This window comes from Sporosarcina sp. E16_8 (assembly GCF_017347095.1).
GTDB lineage: Bacteria > Bacillota > Bacilli > Bacillales_A > Planococcaceae > Sporosarcina.
Map to the genome: position 1 here is coordinate 24,510 of NZ_JADPRZ010000008.1, position 17,060 is coordinate 41,569.

At 37.5% G+C, this 17,060-nt stretch carries 16 protein-coding genes; 11 read left to right on the plus strand and 5 right to left on the minus strand.

Going from position 1 to position 17,060, the window contains the following annotated elements:
* Positions 1 to 43 precede the first annotated feature (43 nt).
* From I2484_RS08525 to I2484_RS08570, 10 genes are all read left to right on the plus strand, one after another.
* Positions 44 to 808: a sugar phosphate isomerase/epimerase family protein gene (locus I2484_RS08525; protein ID WP_207150609.1), complete on the plus strand. Its 765-nt coding sequence runs from the start codon at positions 44 to 46 to the stop codon at positions 806 to 808.
* Between the two features lie 30 nt (positions 809 to 838).
* Entirely contained in the window at positions 839 to 2,116 is a 1,278-nt protein-coding gene (locus tag I2484_RS08530) for an ABC transporter substrate-binding protein (RefSeq protein ID WP_207150610.1), read from the plus strand.
* Positions 2,117 to 2,180: 64 nt separating this feature from the next.
* Entirely contained in the window at positions 2,181 to 3,122 is a 942-nt protein-coding gene (locus tag I2484_RS08535; protein ID WP_346014169.1) for a carbohydrate ABC transporter permease, read from the plus strand.
* Positions 3,119 to 3,940, plus strand: a complete 822-nt coding sequence (locus I2484_RS08540; RefSeq protein WP_207150611.1) for a carbohydrate ABC transporter permease — start codon at positions 3,119 to 3,121, stop codon at positions 3,938 to 3,940. The genes I2484_RS08535 and I2484_RS08540 overlap by 4 nt, the downstream gene beginning before the upstream one ends.
* A 54-nt stretch (positions 3,941 to 3,994) precedes the next feature.
* Complete coding sequence (locus I2484_RS08545; RefSeq protein WP_207150612.1) at positions 3,995 to 5,032, plus strand: Gfo/Idh/MocA family protein; 1,038 nt, start codon at positions 3,995 to 3,997, stop codon at positions 5,030 to 5,032.
* Positions 5,033 to 5,139: 107 nt separating this feature from the next.
* The gene (locus I2484_RS08550) at positions 5,140 to 5,847 is read left to right on the plus strand and encodes a YesL family protein (RefSeq protein ID WP_481886393.1); all 708 of its coding nucleotides are present in this window, start codon (positions 5,140 to 5,142) and stop codon (positions 5,845 to 5,847) included.
* Positions 5,848 to 5,918: 71 nt separating this feature from the next.
* On the plus strand, positions 5,919 to 6,887 hold the full coding sequence (locus I2484_RS08555; RefSeq protein ID WP_207150614.1) for a sugar phosphate isomerase/epimerase family protein: 969 nt from the start codon (positions 5,919 to 5,921) through the stop codon (positions 6,885 to 6,887).
* A gap of 114 nt (positions 6,888 to 7,001) precedes the next feature.
* Entirely contained in the window at positions 7,002 to 8,162 is a 1,161-nt protein-coding gene (locus tag I2484_RS08560) for a Gfo/Idh/MocA family protein (protein WP_207150615.1), read from the plus strand.
* Between the two features lie 28 nt (positions 8,163 to 8,190).
* The gene (locus I2484_RS08565; protein ID WP_207150616.1) at positions 8,191 to 8,919 is read left to right on the plus strand and encodes a ThuA domain-containing protein; all 729 of its coding nucleotides are present in this window, start codon (positions 8,191 to 8,193) and stop codon (positions 8,917 to 8,919) included.
* Between the two features lie 17 nt (positions 8,920 to 8,936).
* Entirely contained in the window at positions 8,937 to 10,037 is a 1,101-nt protein-coding gene (locus I2484_RS08570) for a Gfo/Idh/MocA family protein (RefSeq protein WP_207150617.1), read from the plus strand.
* A 288-nt stretch (positions 10,038 to 10,325) separates the two neighbouring features.
* Here the strand turns inward: I2484_RS08570 and I2484_RS08575 are convergent, their stop codons facing one another.
* The 5 genes from I2484_RS08575 to I2484_RS08595 all read right to left on the minus strand — a co-directional run bounded on the left by I2484_RS08575 (position 10,326) and on the right by I2484_RS08595 (position 16,191).
* A complete protein-coding gene (locus I2484_RS08575) occupies positions 10,326 to 11,264 on the minus strand; it encodes a Gfo/Idh/MocA family protein (RefSeq protein WP_207150618.1) in 939 nt (312 codons plus the stop codon).
* Between the two features lie 215 nt (positions 11,265 to 11,479).
* Positions 11,480 to 12,517 carry an aldose epimerase family protein gene (locus I2484_RS08580; RefSeq protein ID WP_207150619.1) on the minus strand — a complete coding sequence of 346 codons (1,038 nt, stop codon included), beginning with the start codon at positions 12,515 to 12,517 and terminating at the stop codon, positions 11,480 to 11,482.
* Positions 12,518 to 12,529: 12 nt separating this feature from the next.
* Positions 12,530 to 14,008 carry a UDP-glucose--hexose-1-phosphate uridylyltransferase gene (locus tag I2484_RS08585; protein ID WP_207150620.1) on the minus strand — a complete coding sequence of 493 codons (1,479 nt, stop codon included), beginning with the start codon at positions 14,006 to 14,008 and terminating at the stop codon, positions 12,530 to 12,532.
* Positions 14,005 to 15,009 (minus strand): UDP-glucose 4-epimerase GalE, encoded by a 1,005-nt coding sequence (gene galE / locus I2484_RS08590; protein WP_207150621.1) that lies wholly within the window; start codon positions 15,007 to 15,009, stop codon positions 14,005 to 14,007. Before galE ends, I2484_RS08585 begins: the two co-directional genes overlap by 4 nt.
* Positions 15,010 to 16,191: a galactokinase gene (locus I2484_RS08595; RefSeq protein ID WP_207150622.1), complete on the minus strand. Its 1,182-nt coding sequence runs from the start codon at positions 16,189 to 16,191 to the stop codon at positions 15,010 to 15,012.
* Positions 16,192 to 16,858: 667 nt separating this feature from the next.
* Between I2484_RS08595 and I2484_RS21965 the strand changes: the two genes are divergently transcribed.
* Positions 16,859 to 17,008, plus strand: coding sequence for a glucuronate isomerase (locus I2484_RS21965; RefSeq protein WP_207150623.1), 150 nt, complete (start codon positions 16,859 to 16,861; stop codon positions 17,006 to 17,008).
* Positions 17,009 to 17,060 lie beyond the last annotated feature (52 nt).

A 17,060-nucleotide genomic window follows, 5' to 3' on the forward strand; every position in this document is an offset into this window, starting at 1 on the left:
TTTACATGGTAGCACCGAAATCTTAAAAAAGGGGAACTGACAAATGCAAAGTATACCAATTGCTCTTCAAATGTTTTCATTACGTAATGAAAGTGAAAAAGACTTTATCGGAACATTGAAAAAGGTTGCTGATATGGGGTACGACGGAATAGAGTTTGCTGGCTATGGGGGATTAGCCGCGGAAGAATTAAAAAAAGTATTGGATAATCTGGGTTTGAAAGCAGCTTCTAGCCATGTTTCACTTACCACACTAGAGACAGAGTTGGAGGAGATAATTAACTATCAGCATATTATAGGTAGTAAAAACATTGTTTGTCCATATCTTCCACCGGAAAGACGGGAAAAAGAAGACTACTATAATCTAATTCCATTCCTAAACAAAGTGGGGGAACGGTGTTTTGATGAAGGTATTACTTTCTCATACCATAATCATGATTTTGAATTAATTGAATTAGATAATGGGAAAAGACCACTTGAATTATTAATGGAAGAAACAAACCCTAAATGGGTTCAAACAGAATTGGATATTTATTGGCTAACTAAAGCTGGTGAGAATCCGGTCGAGTGGATAGAACGCTATCAAAATAGGACTCCATTAATTCATTTAAAAGACATGACGACTGACGGTGAACAGTTTTTTGCCGAATTAGGCACCGGTGGAGTAGATATTGATGGGGTTTTAAAGCAAGCAAGCAATTCGAATGTGGAATGGTGGGTTATTGAACAAGATCAAAGTAGACGTACCCCACTTGAAAGCGCAAAAATTAGCATCGATCATTTAAAAACAAAATTTGCGACTATTTCTTAAATACTAAACTTAACTAATAGGGGGATTAGAATGAAAAGATTATTATTCATGTTAATAGCTTGTTCAATGTTGTTTTTAGTTGCATGCGGAGGTAAAGATTCGTCTGAAGCAAAGGGGACTGCTTCTGACGAAAAGGTAATTGAGTTTTGGCATATTGAACCTGGTGAAAGAGGAAAAATATTCGAAGAAGTGGCACAGCAATTTGAGAAAGATAATCCGGGAGTTAAAGTAAAGTTAACCCGTATTCCTAATGATACATTTAAACAAAAGCTATCGGTAGCAATGGCCGGTGGAGAGGTACCCGACATATTCCAAAGTTGGGGTGGCGGATGGTTAAAAAACTTTGCCGATGAAGGTAATGTGCTAGATATTACGGATGATATAGATGAAGGCCATTTTAATCAGCTTGCTTTAGCTAATTCTACTTATGGTGATAAGGTATATGGGATGCCATTAGGTTTATCGATTGATGTCGTGTTTTATAATAAAGAAATATTCGATAAATACGGATTAAAGGCACCAAAGACATTTGATGAATGGCTTAAAGTTATTGATGTTTTGAATGAAAATAAAGTTATTCCGATAGCCCTAACAAACCAAACTAAATGGCCGGGAGCATATTATTTAATGAACTTTGCAGCTCGCATTGGCGGTCCTGATTTGTTTAACAGTGCGTTTAAACGTGAAGGTAAAGGATTTGATGATCCTGCATATGTCCAAGCGGGAGAATACATTCAAGAATTAGTGAAAAGAAATGCATTTAACCCAGGCTTTAACGGTGTTCCATATGATGAGGGACAAGGTCGGCAATTATTTTATTCAGGACAAGCGGCAATGATGGATATGACAATATCAATGCTAAATAATATTAGGGATGAAGCTCCGGAATTTGAAGAAAAGCTAGACTTTTTCCTTTTCCCTACAGTACCTGGAGGAAAAGGTGACCAAACACAAGTTGGTGGATCGGCATCCCCAGTTTTTTCAGTTTCGCAGGATAGTGAAGTTGCTGACTTATCGATAGCGTTAATCAAAGCACTTACAAGTGAAAAAATAGGACATGAATTTGTAAAACGTACTGGCGGTTTGAGTGCCGTTGCAGGAATAGAACCAGAAGATGAGTTAGTCAAACGGTTTTTTGAAATCACGGAAAGTGCTTCACACATCCAAATGCCTTATGACCAAACATTACCGCCTGAATTAGGAGAAATTCATAAGGATACTACTCAAGCAATCTTTGGTTTGGATATGACACCAGAAGAGGCTGCAGAACAAATGGAGAAAAAAGCAGTGGAATTGTTAGACAAATAATAGAAGGGGGGGAGAGTCCATCATCTCCCCATCTTCAATCAATAAATAAAGGGGGAGGAAAATCGTGGAGACAGAACTTAGTCCTACAAATTCAAAGGTAGTAAAACCGAAACGTAGACCAACGAATAAGAAGGTTAAAAAAGCAATGACGATTAGCCTTTTTATTGCACCAGCATTATTCATTTACTCTTTGTATGTTATTTATCCGATTTTAACTACATTAAACTATAGTTTTTTTGAATGGAATGGCATAAGCGATAAAGTTTTTATTGGTTTGGATAACTACGTTAAAATGCTTAACGATGATGTTTTTTGGATTTCTTTAAAAAATAATGCTTGGGTAGTACTGGCTTCGGTTTTCATTCAGATCCCATTAGGATTAGTCATGGCGCTATTGCTTTTCGCCCCTATTAGAGGGATTCGTTTCTTTAATGGTATTTACTTCATCCCCTTTCTTATGTCCACAGTCGCGGTCGGTATGTTATGGAGATTAATGTTCGATCCAATTAATGGAACAATTAATCAGTTGATAAACTTATTAGGACTTGAAAATGTCGCTTGGCTAAGCGAAAAGAACACCGCCATATTTTCAGTGTTAATGGTTATCGTATGGCAGTTTTCACCATTCTATATGATTCTTTTTAAAGCAGGAATAGTTGGAATATCGGAGGAGATGTATGAAGCTGCAGACATTGACGGGGCAAATTACCTACAAAAATTCGCGAAAATAACGTTGCCATTATTATCACCTACAATCGTAACATCGTCTATTTTAGCGATCGTAGGTTCCTTAAAATCATTTGATCTATTCTATATTATGACGGGTGGAGGACCGAACCATGGTACAGAGATACTTGGCACTTACATGTATAAACAAGCTTTTATAAATTATAACATGGGGTATGGAAGTGCTATTGCTTTTGTTATGTTTGTGCTTGCTTTAGTTGTAGTAATAATCATTCAGTATCTTGATTATTATCGTAAAAAGAAAGGTGATTTACTATGATTGCTAAACTGAAGCAAGGTTTACTATACCTATTTGCCTTAATTTTGTTGCTTTTTACAGCTTATCCGTTCGTATATATGATTTCAACGGCATTAAAGAGCCAACAGGAGTTTTACGAGTCCCCATTTGCTTTGTTTTCATCATTCAATTTTGAAAATGTCCAAACAGTCTTTGAAATGGGATTAACTCAATACTTTACAAATAGCGTATTTATAACTGTTACATCTGTTTTGGCCGTTATGTTATTTGCGTCAATGGCGAGTTATCCTTTAAGTAGAATGAAATTTAAATTGAGCGGTCTAGTATATATACTTTTTATCGCTGGAATGATGCTTCCAATCCATGCGACATTGATACCGATTTTTAAACTTACACAAAGTATGGGATTATATAATAATTTATGGGCATTATTGGGACCGTATATAGCATTTAGTTTACCAATATCAGTTTTCATCTTGACACAATTTATGCGGGATATTCCAAAGTCACTAGAAGAGGCTGCAGAGTTAGATGGAGCGTCGCACTTCAGTATATTTTGGAGAGTAATATTGCCAATGGTTTCGCCAGCCTTAATGACAGTACTAATTTATAATTTTATCCATTTATGGAATGAGTTTGTATTTGCTCTTGTGTTAATTTCTACGCCTGAAAAGATGACACTTCCACTTGGATTACAAAATTTCAAAGGAGAGTTTTCTGTTAATATCCCTGGACTAATGACTGCGTTGGCATTGGCTAGTATTCCGGTGCTTCTGGTTTACTTGTTTTCGCAAGAGAAAGTTACTACAGGATTAGCTGGTGGGGCAGTAAAGGAATAATGGCTGTTTATTTATTTTGAGAAAATATATTATTATATGGGGGGATTGAAATTTATGGGGACATTAAAAATAGGAGTAATTGGGTGTGGAAGTATTGCAAGAAGACGGCATTTACTCGAATATGAGGCGAATTCAAAGGTAGAAATTATAGCAGTTTGTGATATCGTTTCCGAACGAGCGGATGAAATGGCTACTAAATATAATGCAAAAGCATTTGTTGATTACAAAGAATTATTAGCCATCGAAGATCTAGATGCTATTAGTGTTTGTCTACCGAATTATTTACATGCTACAGTTTCTATTGACGCTTTAAATGCAGGATGTCATGTGTTATGTGAAAAACCAATGGCGATATCTAAAGAAGAAGCTGAAAGTATGATCAAAGTCGCTGAAAAAAATGATAAAAAGTTAATGATTGCCCACAACCAGCGATTTGTTTCGTCGCATCAAAAGGCGAAACAATTAATTGATAATGGAGAGCTCGGGAAAATTTATAGTTTTCGAACTACTTTCGGTCATCCGGGACCAGAGAAGTGGAGTATTGACGGAAAGGAAAGCTGGTTCTTTGATAAGGAAAAGGCATTTATTGGAGCTTTAGGAGATTTAGGTGTACATAAATCAGATCTAATGCGATATCTCTTGGGTGAAATTACCGAAGTAAGCGCGTTTGTAGAAACAAACGCAAAAGAGAATACAACAATTGACGATAATGCCGTTTGTATCGTGAAGACGGCAAATGGTGTGATTGGTACCCTAACTGCTAGCTGGACTTATGTGGCAGGAGGAGACAATTCTACAGTAATTTATGGTGAAAAAGCGACACTAAGATTAGAGAATGATCCAGTTTATTCTTTGATTGTACAGTATGTAAATGGAGAAACGGTAAATTATGAATTAGATAAGATTCAGACAAATGAAGAGGGCGGTCAAACAAATACTCATGTAATTGATCATTTCGTCGATTCTATCATTCATAACACGGAACCACTAATTAATGGAGAAGAAGGCAAGAAGTCGTTAGAAGTTATTTTAGCAGCACTCGATTCGAGTGCAACAAAGAAAATTATTCAACTAAATGCGGAAAGTAATTAGGTATAAAATAAAGATAATCACAACAATGTAGAATTGAAGAGGGTTCTTAGTAGAGTGGTATTGTTCATTAAGCCCTTGAACATAAATGTATGATTATATTGGCAGAGGTGAATGATTTGGAAAACTCTACTAGTCTCATGGGATCTCTTCACGGTTTATGTGATTGGATTATGAGGTTCTCTATTATTAATATGCTTTGGATAATTTTTAATATACCTATTATCTTAGTAACTATACTAATGATTTTTACAGATCCCAAAGAAGGCTATTATACCTTGGCAGTATTGATTGCTCTATTAATGCCATTACTATTTTTTCCTGCAACAACAGCAATGTTTGCATCAGTAAGACAATGGGTTATGCAAGGAACGATAAGCCCTTTGTTGAAATCTTATTGGGGTTATTATAAAGAAAATTATAAAAAAAGTTTTCTTGGGGGAGTTGTTTTAACAGCTGCCTGGACAGTATTGATTGCGGATTATTATTACTTTGTTAATAAAAGCACCCTTTGGTCATATATAGTACTCATAATAGGGATTTTCTTATTTGTTTTTTCGATGAATTTCTTTTCAGTTGTATCACACTACAATTTGAAATTAGGGCAGTTATTTAAGAATGCATTACTTGTTACAATAGGGAACCCGTTATTGACTGTGGTGGTTTTTATCGGGAGTAGTATTATTTTATATGTAAGTTTCTATGTTCTACTATTTCTAATTCCGCTTTTTACAGGAATACTAATAGCCTACTTATCATTTGCACTTTTTTATAGAATGTATTTAAAAACAACGACTATACAAATGGATACGAATTGAATAACAGCGGAAAGTAGTCTTGAACTTACTTGTTTAAAGCAGAACTACTAAAAACTATGGAGGTTAGATAGATGAAACTCGGTGTATTTGCAGTTTTATTTTCACAAAAACCATTTGAAGAGATGCTCGATTGTGTACAAGCCGCTGGTTTGCAGGCGATTGAAATTGGAACTGGTGGTAATCCCGGGGATGCGCATTGTAATGTCGACGAACTTCTCGCAAGTGAAGACAAGCGGAAAGAATATCTAGAAAAAATCCATTCGCATGGATTAACGATTAGTGCATTCAGTTGCCACGATAATCCGGTTTCCCCAAATAAACAAGTGGCACAAAATGCGCATGAAACGCTTGTAAAAACGATTAAACTCGCACAGTTACTAAATGTGCCTGTCGTTAATACATTTTCTGGAACACCCGGTTCACATGAAGGTTCCAAACATTCTAACTGGCCAATATCCCCGTGGCCAACGGAGTACTCAGATATTTATAACTGGCAATGGGAACAAAAACTGATTCCCTATTGGAAAGAAATAGGGAAGTCGGCAGAAGATAGCGGCGTGAAAATCGGGATCGAGCTACATGGTGGATTCTCCGTGCACACCCCTTACACATTGTTGAAATTAAGAGAAGCGACTTCACCTGCAATTGGTGCGAACCTAGATCCTAGTCATCTTTGGTGGCAAGGGATTGACCCGGTTGCGGCTATTAAAATTCTTGGAAAAGAAAATGCGATTCATCATTTTCATGCGAAAGATACCTTTATTGACCAAGAAAATATCAATATGCATGGTCTAACAGATATGCAGCCTTACGGGGATGTACAATCGCGTGCGTGGACATTCCGCTCTGTCGGATGTGGTCATAGCATTCAAGAATGGTCGGATATGATGAGTGCACTTCGCACATATGGCTATGATTATGTTGTCAGCATTGAGCATGAAGATCCATTGATGTCAGTAGACGAAGGATTTTCACGTGCAGTTACGAATTTGAAATCAGTATTAGTTAAAGATCAGCCTGCGGATATGTGGTGGGTGTAAGGAAATGAGTAATTGTGACATACGAACTTCTAGCTCATATGTCGCAACTTTTTTTGTTTATCTATTGGTCAAGTAAAATGGCATCAACTCAACTATTAAAAGGGAGATGGCATGATGAAATCGATTAATATCGGGATGATAGGCTATAAATTTATGGGGAAAGCACACAGCAATGCTTACCGGGCATTGCCGATGTTTTTTCCGAAAAGCATTCAGCCTAAGATGAAAGTTATCTGTGGAAGAAATGAAGAGGCTGTCTCCGAAGCAGCTAAGCAATTCGGTTGGGAAGAATATACGACAGACTGGAAAGACCTTTTGAAACGGGATGATATTGATTTAATTGATATAAATGCACCGAGTAATGTACATAAAGAAATTGCGATTGAAGCCGCTAAAGCAGGCAAACATCTTTATTGTGAAAAGCCATTAGCTTTTACATTAAAGGATTCTCGTGAAATGCTGCTGGCTGCTGAAAAAGCTGGTGTAAAGCATATGGTTGGCTTTAATTATCGTTTTACGCCGGCTGTCATGCTTGCAAAAAAAATAATTGAAGAAGGTCGTTTAGGGAAAATATATCATTACCGAGCGTGGTTTTTACAAGATTGGATTACAGATCCAGACTTCCCACTCGTATGGAGGCTCCAAAAAGAGATTGCTGGCTCGGGTGCCCACGGTGATTTGGGAGCGCATCTTATTGATATGGCCCATTATTTGATTGGTGAAATTTCAGAAGTAATTGGTATGAATGAAACATTTATTAAAGAAAGACCACTCCCCACAGAGATGGATGGGTTATCAGCAACAAGTGGAGAAGGCAGTGAAAAAGGGCCTGTTACGGTCGATGATGCAACATTATTTTTAGCGAAATTTGCAAACGGAGCACTTGGTAGCTTTGAAGCAACACGTTTTGCGACAGGACATCGTAGTACGAATTCATTTGAAATCAACGGTAGTAAAGGAAGTGTTATTTTTGATTTTGAACGAATGAATGAACTGCAAGTTTATTTTGAAAGTGACGCGGAAGATGTCCAAGGATTTCGACGTGTGCTTGCGACTGATTCTGCACATGCGTATTCGGAAGCATGGTGGCCAACTGGACATGCAATTGGCTATGAGCATACTTTTACTCATGCCTTTGTTGAATTAATGGATGCTTTTCGTGAAGATAGGCAACCTGTCCCTAACTTTGAGGATGGGGTGAAATGCCAACAAGTCCTTGAAGCAGTTGACATGTCAATTGAACAGAAACGATGGATTAAAGTATCTGACCTGTAATAATTTTGGCGAAAGGAGCATTAATCATATGAAGAAAAAGGCACTCATTGTATATGGCGGTTGGGATGGTCATGAACCAAAAGAAGTGGCTGATATTTTTAAAGGAATCCTTGAAAAAGAAAATTTTGACGTGGAAATGTCTGACACGCTTGATGCCTATGGAGACGTAAAAAAACTGAAAGGGTTAGATTTAATTGTCCCTCATTGGACAATGGGGGAGATTGAACAGGAATATGTGAATAATATTTCTGAAGCCGTGATGAGTGGTGTTGGACTAGCTGGATGCCACGGTGGGATGTGTGATTCCTTCCGGAAAAACGTAGACTGGCAGTTTATGACTGGTGGCAATTGGGTGGCGCATCCAGGAAATGATGGCATTGAATATAAAGTTAATATTAAGCATTCTTCGAGCAGTATTTTAGAGGGGATTGAAGATTTTGAGGTTGTGAGTGAACAGTATTATTTACATGTTGATCCTGCTGTTGAAGTACTTGCAACAACCCGATTCCCAATCGCAGAAGGGCCTCATTCTTTAAATAAGGCAGTGGATATGCCTGTTATTTGGACAAAACGTTGGGGGCTTGGTAGGGTGTTTTATAATTCAATAGGTCATTCAGCTAACATTGTGGCGATGCCAGAAGTATCAAATGTTATGCAGAATGGATTTTTATGGTCAGCAGAAGGAAAAGACCTGGCTGGGAAAGTTGCCAATTCAGGCAATGCTAGCCTATATTCTGGTATGGGAGACAATCAATAAAAAATGGGGGAAAGAAAATGGGGAAAGTAAGAGTAGGTATTATAGGTTGTGGAACAATTAGTTCTATTTATATGGAGAACATCCCGACCTTTGAAAATCTTGAACTTGTAGCGTGTGCAGATTTAGATATAGATCGGGCACGTGCTCAGGCGGAGAAATATCAGATTCCAGAAGCGTCCACAGTGAAAGTACTATTAGAAAATCCAAATGTAGATTTAGTTATTAATTTAACGATCCCTAAGGCACACGCTGAAGTCGCGATTGAGGCGCTTAAAAATGGCAAACATGTCTATGGTGAAAAACCATTAGCAGTCACACGTGAGGAAGGTAAAGAAATCTTGGCAGTTGCAAAAGAAAACGGGCTGTTTGTAGGAAGTGCTCCAGATACATTTTTAGGTGCAGGTGTCCAAACAGCTATCGATTTAATTGTAAAAGGGGAAATCGGGGTTCCGATTGGTGCTTCAGCCTTTATGATTGGACGCGGTCCTGAACATTGGCATCCAGATCCGATTTTTTATTATAAGGAAGGCGGCGGTCCGATGTTTGATATGGGTCCCTATTATTTAACAGCACTCATTGCTTTGTTGGGGCCTATTAAGCGACTTTCAGGTTCAGTTGGGATCAGTTATCCAGAACGAACCATTTTAAGCGAACCAAAAGCAGGAACAAAGATTAAGGTAGAGACACCAACACATATTGCAGGAACGCTTGAATTTACTTCAGGAGCAATTGGAACGATTACTACTAGTTTCGATGCATTCGGTGGTACAACTCTTCCGCCAATCGAGATATATGGAAGTGAAGGCACTATACTTGTTCCTGATCCCAATACGTTTGGTGGGCCTGTTCGACTTCGAAAGAGAGATGAGAAAGAATTTATTGATATCGAACTAACCCATAATCACGATGGAAACAGTCGCGGAATCGGTGTTGCCGACATGGCAAAGGCAATTTTAAGTGGTGGTTTATATCGAGCGAATGGAGAACTTGCTTACCATGTGCTTGAAGCAATGCATGGTTTTCATGATTCTTCTGAAAAAGGTTTATTCTATCAGATGCAAAGCACCTGCGAGAGACCAGAGCCATTGCCTGTTGACAATCAATTTTCACATGCGTAAGCGTCAAATACTGCCCACCTATTTTCCGATCAATCTTAAACGAAACATCACACTACTAAAAGAATAATAAGACAAAAAAATAGGCAACATCCTATTCAGAATCGAATAGGATGTTGCCTATTTTTTTTGGGGGAAACAGTTACGAAATAAAAGACGCAAGTTTTTCAGTGGCCTTATCATACATTGACTTTTTTTATTTGGAGTGACTAACACTGGTGTAATTTATAGGGAGTTTATACCAGAATAGTAAAAACGCAGTGTATCGTTTTTAATCTTTTATGTTTTGAATTATGTGAGAACTCTTGTCACACTGCGAGAAATTTCATGCGTATTAATTGTAGATTCTAGTTGTTTATTTTTGACGCATTTTATAAACTCTTCAACCTCATAGTACATAGAATCAAATTCATGCTTAACAGAGATATCCTCAGTTTGACCGTCTTTGTATTTAATAATAATTTGTTTTGGATCACTGATTTTATCGATTTCGATGACACCATTCTCACCCTGTATTTCATTTGGGGAATGGGAATCTGAAATTTTGGAGTACATAATAACTGCTTCAAATTCATCGTAATTCAAGATCATACTTCCTTGGCCATCCGCACCAGTGGATAGTAAATAAGTGTTTTTGAGTACAGATTTAGGTTCACCGACAAGATGAATAATAGGTGCGATACAGTAAACACCTAAGTCTGTTTTGGCACCATTCCCCAGTTCAGGTTTAAAAGCATTTTCAATAATACCTGCTTTGTATTTATCGTAACGCGAAGAGTATTGGTTATAATGAAATACGAATCGTCGGAGAGGGCCAATCTTATCTAGGTTCTCTTTCAAATTGAGAAATGTAGGTGTAACTGTGGATTTCATAGCTTCCATATAGGTTGTTTGATACTCAATAGATGCGTTGATTACTTGATCCATTTCATTTAAGGACGTGACAGCTGGTTTTTCGCAAAGAACATGAATACCGTTTTTCATTGCCAAAATACTTTGTTCTGCATGAAACGCATTTGGTGATGCAATATAAACGGCTTCAATAGTACCACTTTGAAACATTTCTATCATATCGGTATACACATGTTCGATATTATGCTTATCTGCGAACGCTCTCCCTGTTTCCTCAGTCCTTGAATAGACTGCGCCTACGCTAAACTCTGGATGTTCTTTAGCTGCTTTAATAAGTCGATCTGTTATCCAATTCGTTCCGATAATTCCAAAGTTCATAGTAATAGCCCCTTTTGTTATATTGATTGACATAAAGAATTTCATTTAATTCGCTGGGGTGCTTGGTGATGCCTCTCGCCCTAAGCCAAGCAGGTGCGCCGACAGTCTTATGGCTACGGTCATCCTTGAAAGGCGCATTCGCGCTATTTATATATAGGTGTTCATTTGTTCAATATATAGTCAATAATAAGTATACCTTGCCGTATAAAATGAATTTACCCCTTAATGCCAAATGAAAAAACTGTCTGCTTCTCATATAATTCATGGGCCTTTAAGATAACGGGCGGAAAGTCATCGTGATGCAAGGAGGCAGGGGAAGCTTGTGTTTCAAAACAAACACCTAAATAAGGTTTTGATTTTCCTTCTGCTAACTCAAGGTCGTCTTCAAGGTTATTCGATGTGTACATAACGACGCCTGGTTGGGTGGTCTTAATCGTCATTACACGGCCACTCGTTTCTTCATTTACACTAACGTTTGGGCGGTTAGTTTGATTGAGAATAAAGTAATGATCATAGCCATGATTAGCAACTCTATTTTGCGCTGACAGGGAATTAATACCGTCAGCAAGTTTCCTTTCAGTTCGGAAATCAAATGGCGTCTTCGCTACATTGATCTTTTTACCAGTTGGAATTAGTTCCTTATCAAGTTCAACAAATTCATCACTCTCTATTGTAACATGATGGTTGTGAATCGAGGCCGCTAAATTGCCATTTAAATTAAAATAAGAATGATTTGTCATAGTAAGCACAGTCGTTTTGTTGGATGTCCCCGAATAATCAAGGATGAGCTCATTGTTATTAGTCAATGTATAGGTAACGGAAACCTTAATAGTACCAGGGTATCCACCTTCACCATCTAAACTTCTATGGCTTAATTTCACGCCGACTGTATCATCTGTTTGAAAGGGGCTAGCCTGCCAGATTACTTGATGAAATCCTCCATCTCCTCCATGTAAATGATGGCCACCTTCATTTGCTACCAATGTATATAGTTGATCTTCGATAGTAAATGAAGCATCTTGAATTCTTCCAGCAACACGGCCGACAATCGCGCCAAAGAAGTATGGGTTTTTTTCATAATCGACATAATTTTTATAGCCAAGGACCACATTTTCTAGTTGATTATACCGGTTTGGAACGCTTATGTCAGTGATGATGCCACCGAAGTTCAAGAAGCTTACTGTCATGCCGGTATCATTCGTTAATGTATACAACTTCCATTTATTCAGTATATCTTGGGTTTTAATTTGCATCTCATTAGCCACCTACTTATTTAATGTCTTGATAAATCGTTCACACTCACTTTGTACTTTGAAAACGCCTGCATCTCCAAGCACTTTGGCGAATTTAATTCCAAGTTCTTTTTCTAAAATGGGTTCAATTTGCTTTAGGTTTGATAATTCTTCATGGTTAACTTTGATTTGCGTTGCCCATTCTTGATGATAGGGGGCTACAGCACTTGTTTGACCTAGTAAAAACTTCTTGATTTCAGCTAATTCATCTTTCAGACGCGCTGGTAATACTGCAAGACCCATTACTTCAATAAGTCCAATATTCTCTTTTTTAATATGATGGACATCTGCATGGGGGTGGAAAATCCCTAGTGGATGTTCATCGGTTGTTCGATTGTTGCGTAAGACAAGATCAAGTTCATACTTGTTAGCGCGCATTCGGGCAATCGGTGTGATTGTATTATGTGGGGTATCATTACTAAATGCTCTGATATCCGCTTCCTCATCACTATAATTTTTCCATGTGGTTAGGAAATGGTCAGCTGCTTGAATCAATGGCTCAATCTCATAGCTCTGCAAGCGAATGGTTGTTAACGGCCATTCCAGGACAGATGCAGTTATGTTTGAAAAATTTTCTAACGTAAACGAAAATGCATTTGTTGCAGTTGTCATTGGGAAATCATAACTTCCTGCTTGATAATGATCATGATTCAAAATAGATCCACCGACAATAGGTAAATCGGCATTTGAACCAATAAAATAATGTGGGAATTTCTCTATAAAAGTAAGTAAGCGTTTAAAAGTGTCCTTACTAATTTTCATATCACGATGTTCTTCAGCAAGTAAAATACTATGTTCATTATAATATACATATGGTGAATATTGCAGATACCAATTTTCATTTACAAGTGGCACTTGAATGATACGATGATTCGCCCTAGCTGGATAACCTGTTCGACCAGTATATCCTTCGTTATCTATGCATAATAAACATTTTGGATAATCAATATCATGTTTCAATTCGCTTTCTCTCTTGATTTGTTCAGGGTCTTTCTCCGGTTTTGACATGTTAATGGTAATATCCATTTCACCATAGATTGTTGCAGCTTTAAAATGGATATTTTTCTTGATGCGGTTCATCTGAATATAATTGCTGTTTTTACTTAATTCATAAAAATAGTCTGTTGCTTCTTTTGGGGAGTTACTATATTTTTTTCGGAAAATTTCATTGATAACAGAAGGCCTCGCTAAAAAGCAATTCATAATTTTTGCCGAAAGTATTTCTTTGTCATCAAAAACAGTGTCAATGACATTATTTTCGGTAGCATAGGCAATGACTTTGTCGAGTAGATTTGGAATTGAATCATCTGTTGCGCCTTCAGTTGTTGCAGGCATAGATGCGAGATGGAGCAATGCAAGTACTTGGTTCGTCACATAAATCTGGTCAGCTTTATCGATTAATCCCACTTCGATGCCTTTTTGAATGATGCCTCTAATATCAGAGTAAATCATTTAGCTGTCACGTCCTTCTTATAACCATTAGGGTTGTTGAGATGCCAGTTCCAAGCATCTTGAATGATTTTTTCAATCGAAGTCCGTGTTGGCTTCCAACCTAGAAGGATAGCTGCTTTATCAGAGCTTGCGATTAAGATACTAGGATCACCGGCACGGCGTTCGCCTGGTTTCTCAGGGATTTCTTTACCTGTAACTGCCCGTGCTGTATCAATCATTTCTTTGACTGAAAATCCTTGATTACTGCCAAGATTAAAAATATCGCTTTCCCCATCATTGTTTAAATAATTTAGTGCTAATAGATGCGCATTGATAAGGTCTTCTACATGAACATAATCTCGAATACATGTGCCGTCAGGCGTTTCATAATCTTCTCCGAAAACAGTGATATGTGAACGTTGATCGAGTGCTGCTTCGAGAATGATTGGTACGAGATGTGTTTCGGGATGATGGTCCTCACCAATTTCTCCAGATTCTCGTGCACCTGCAACATTGAAATAGCGTAATGCAACATAGCGAATGCCATAGGCTTGTTCGCACCATTTCATCATTTTTTCCATCGTCAGTTTTGTTTCCCCATAAGTACTTGTTGGATTGGTTGGCATCTCTTCTGTAATTGGGACAGATTCTGGCTCCCCATAAGTAGCTGCCGTGGATGAAAAAATAATTTTTCTGACAGTAAACTCAGTCATGACTTGCAGTAATACTTGAGTACCGTAGACGTTATTATCAAAGTACTCCAATGGTTTTTCCATTGATTCACCGACAAGAGAATTCGCTGCAAAATGAAATACTGCATCAATGGATTCATTGGTAAATACATTCCGCATAAACGCGATGTCTCGACTATCACCTTCGTAGAAAATTGCATTGGGATGGACAGCTTCTCTGTGCCCAGTTTGTAGATTATCAATCACTACGACATCCATCTGTTGATCAATTAACTGATAAACCGCATGTGAACCGATATATCCAGCTCCACCTAGAACTAATACACTCATTTAGTACACTCCTTCGGTAAGTTCTCTTGCTCCGTCACCAATGGTAGCGGTATAAAATGATGCCTTATAACCAATTTTTTCACTGTAGATTTTATTTACATTGTTCTTAAAGTTATCGACTTTGTCTGTTTCAACAATTGCAATCGCACACCCACCAAAGCCAGCGCCAGTCATGCGAGCACCTACAATCCCTGGTTGATCCCATGCTGCTTGGACAATCGTATCAAGTTCGATGCCTGTTACTTCATAATCTCGTTGAAGGGATAGATGTGATTCATTCATTAATTGTCCAAAGGCCTTTAAATTGCTTTGTTGTAGTTGTTGAAGGGCAACAACTGTACGTGCATTCTCATAGACAGCATGTTTTGCCCGCTTTTGGTTCGTAGTATTAGTAATGAGGTGTTTGTGTGATTCAAATTGTTCTATCGTCAAATCACCAATACTCTTTATTTGAAGGACTGTTTGCAAGTCTACCAAAGCTTGCTCACATTGAGCGCGGCGTTCATTGTATTTTGAACCAGCAAGTGTTCGTTGTTTATTAGTATTAATGATGATTATCACATGGTCAGCAAGCTCAATAGGTGCATAGTTGTAAGCTAATGTTTGGCAGTTTAATAGGATGGCATGCCCTTTTTTACCTTTACCGATTGCAAATTGATCCATAATTCCACTGTTGACACCGATATAATCATTTTCTACTTTTTGCCCAAGTTGGATCAACTGTACACGATCAATATTTAAATCAAATAGTCCTTCTAAAAGGACGCCGGTGACCATTTCAATAGAAGCAGAAGAGGACAGTCCGGCACCGTTAGGAATGTCACCATAAAATAAGATATCCATTCCAGTCGTTATTTCGAATCCACTTTCCCTCATATAGTTAATCATACCTTTAGGGAAATTCGCCCAATCATGTACTTCATTATAGTCTAAATCGGCAAGATCACATTCGATGGTTCCTATATGGGAAAAGTTTAACGAATAAAAACGTAACTTTTGATCATCACGTTTTTGAGCAAGTGCGTATGTTCCAAATGAAATTGAGGCGGGGAACACATGGCCACCATTATAATCCGTATGTTCACCAATTAGATTAATTCGTCCTGGTGCAAAAAACATACGTGGTATATTGATAACGTTGAAGGTAGATTGGAATTCATCTAGTAAATTTGGTTTTTTCAAGGTTGCTACCTCCTGAAGTTAATAAGTTAATTTAATTAAGTTGAGTGTACTATACATTGAGGCAATATTCAAACTAACTAGTCCGATTTTATTATATATTCGAGTTTGAAGACATGGTTCGATTAGCTGGAGACGGGGTTATCTATTAGACAACGATCAAAAGAAGAGTGTAGATTCAGGAAATACTGAAAGTAAGAGTATAAAATCTTGTAAAGTAAATCATTTACATCTATCATATATGGTAGTTGATTATTCTGTTTGTTTTCTTGGCAAGCTAAACTAATCGACTAAAAATAGTATAATTAGCGTAAAGAAAAATGAGAGGATAATAAATATATAAACTTTTATTACGGATGACTTTTTATTATTGATTGGTACAGCGAAAGAATTACAAATTATCGATTAAAATAGCCAATAGAGTAGAAGTGAATTTTACAAGATAAGAAGCTAACTAGTATATCTGTACTATTGCTAGGCGGGGATCTCTATAAATAGAGAGTTGTATTGCAAATGGCATTGATGAGAGGGCTACAAAGGAAGAGGTAGTAGCTGTTTTTCTGAAATGACTACACGCTGGAAATTAGCTGCAAGAGAAATTAAACAGTATAAAACCTATACATTACTAGCATTAGGTGAATTATATGCGGACAAAGGTTAGGTGACGCGAATGCATCTAAGTGCCTTTAGGGATAACAATACTAGAATGCCTCGTTTGCTTGGTCCAGATACTGGTTTTGATTCTATTGGTAATTTAATCATCGCTAATAAAGGAAGAAAGTTAAGTACCAATGAATATGGAGTTACTAGAAAAATATGATGCAAATAGTTACTATGAAAATTCAAATCGTTATTTTGGACTTTAAGATACA

What these genes read in the sequence shown, in the direction of transcription:
- I2484_RS08525 (WP_207150609.1), top strand. Translation starts at nt 44, where the DNA reads ATGCAAAGTATACCAATTGCTCTTCAAATGTTTTCATTACGTAATGAA.
- I2484_RS08530 (WP_207150610.1), top strand. Translation starts at nt 839, where the DNA reads ATGAAAAGATTATTATTCATGTTAATAGCTTGTTCAATGTTGTTTTTA.
- I2484_RS08560 (WP_207150615.1), top strand. Translation starts at nt 7,002, where the DNA reads ATGAAATCGATTAATATCGGGATGATAGGCTATAAATTTATGGGGAAA.
- I2484_RS08555 (WP_207150614.1), top strand. Translation starts at nt 5,919, where the DNA reads ATGAAACTCGGTGTATTTGCAGTTTTATTTTCACAAAAACCATTTGAA.
- I2484_RS08565 (WP_207150616.1), top strand. Translation starts at nt 8,191, where the DNA reads ATGAAGAAAAAGGCACTCATTGTATATGGCGGTTGGGATGGTCATGAA.
- I2484_RS08570 (WP_207150617.1), top strand. Translation starts at nt 8,937, where the DNA reads ATGGGGAAAGTAAGAGTAGGTATTATAGGTTGTGGAACAATTAGTTCT.
- I2484_RS08540 (WP_207150611.1), top strand. Translation starts at nt 3,119, where the DNA reads ATGATTGCTAAACTGAAGCAAGGTTTACTATACCTATTTGCCTTAATT.
- I2484_RS08575 (WP_207150618.1), bottom strand. Translation starts at nt 11,264, where the DNA reads ATGAACTTTGGAATTATCGGAACGAATTGGATAACAGATCGACTTATT.
- I2484_RS08545 (WP_207150612.1), top strand. Translation starts at nt 3,995, where the DNA reads ATGGGGACATTAAAAATAGGAGTAATTGGGTGTGGAAGTATTGCAAGA.
- I2484_RS08580 (WP_207150619.1), bottom strand. Translation starts at nt 12,517, where the DNA reads ATGCAAATTAAAACCCAAGATATACTGAATAAATGGAAGTTGTATACA.
- I2484_RS21965 (WP_207150623.1), top strand. Translation starts at nt 16,859, where the DNA reads ATGCATCTAAGTGCCTTTAGGGATAACAATACTAGAATGCCTCGTTTG.
- I2484_RS08585 (WP_207150620.1), bottom strand. Translation starts at nt 14,008, where the DNA reads ATGATTTACTCTGATATTAGAGGCATCATTCAAAAAGGCATCGAAGTG.
- galE (WP_207150621.1), bottom strand. Translation starts at nt 15,009, where the DNA reads ATGAGTGTATTAGTTCTAGGTGGAGCTGGATATATCGGTTCACATGCG.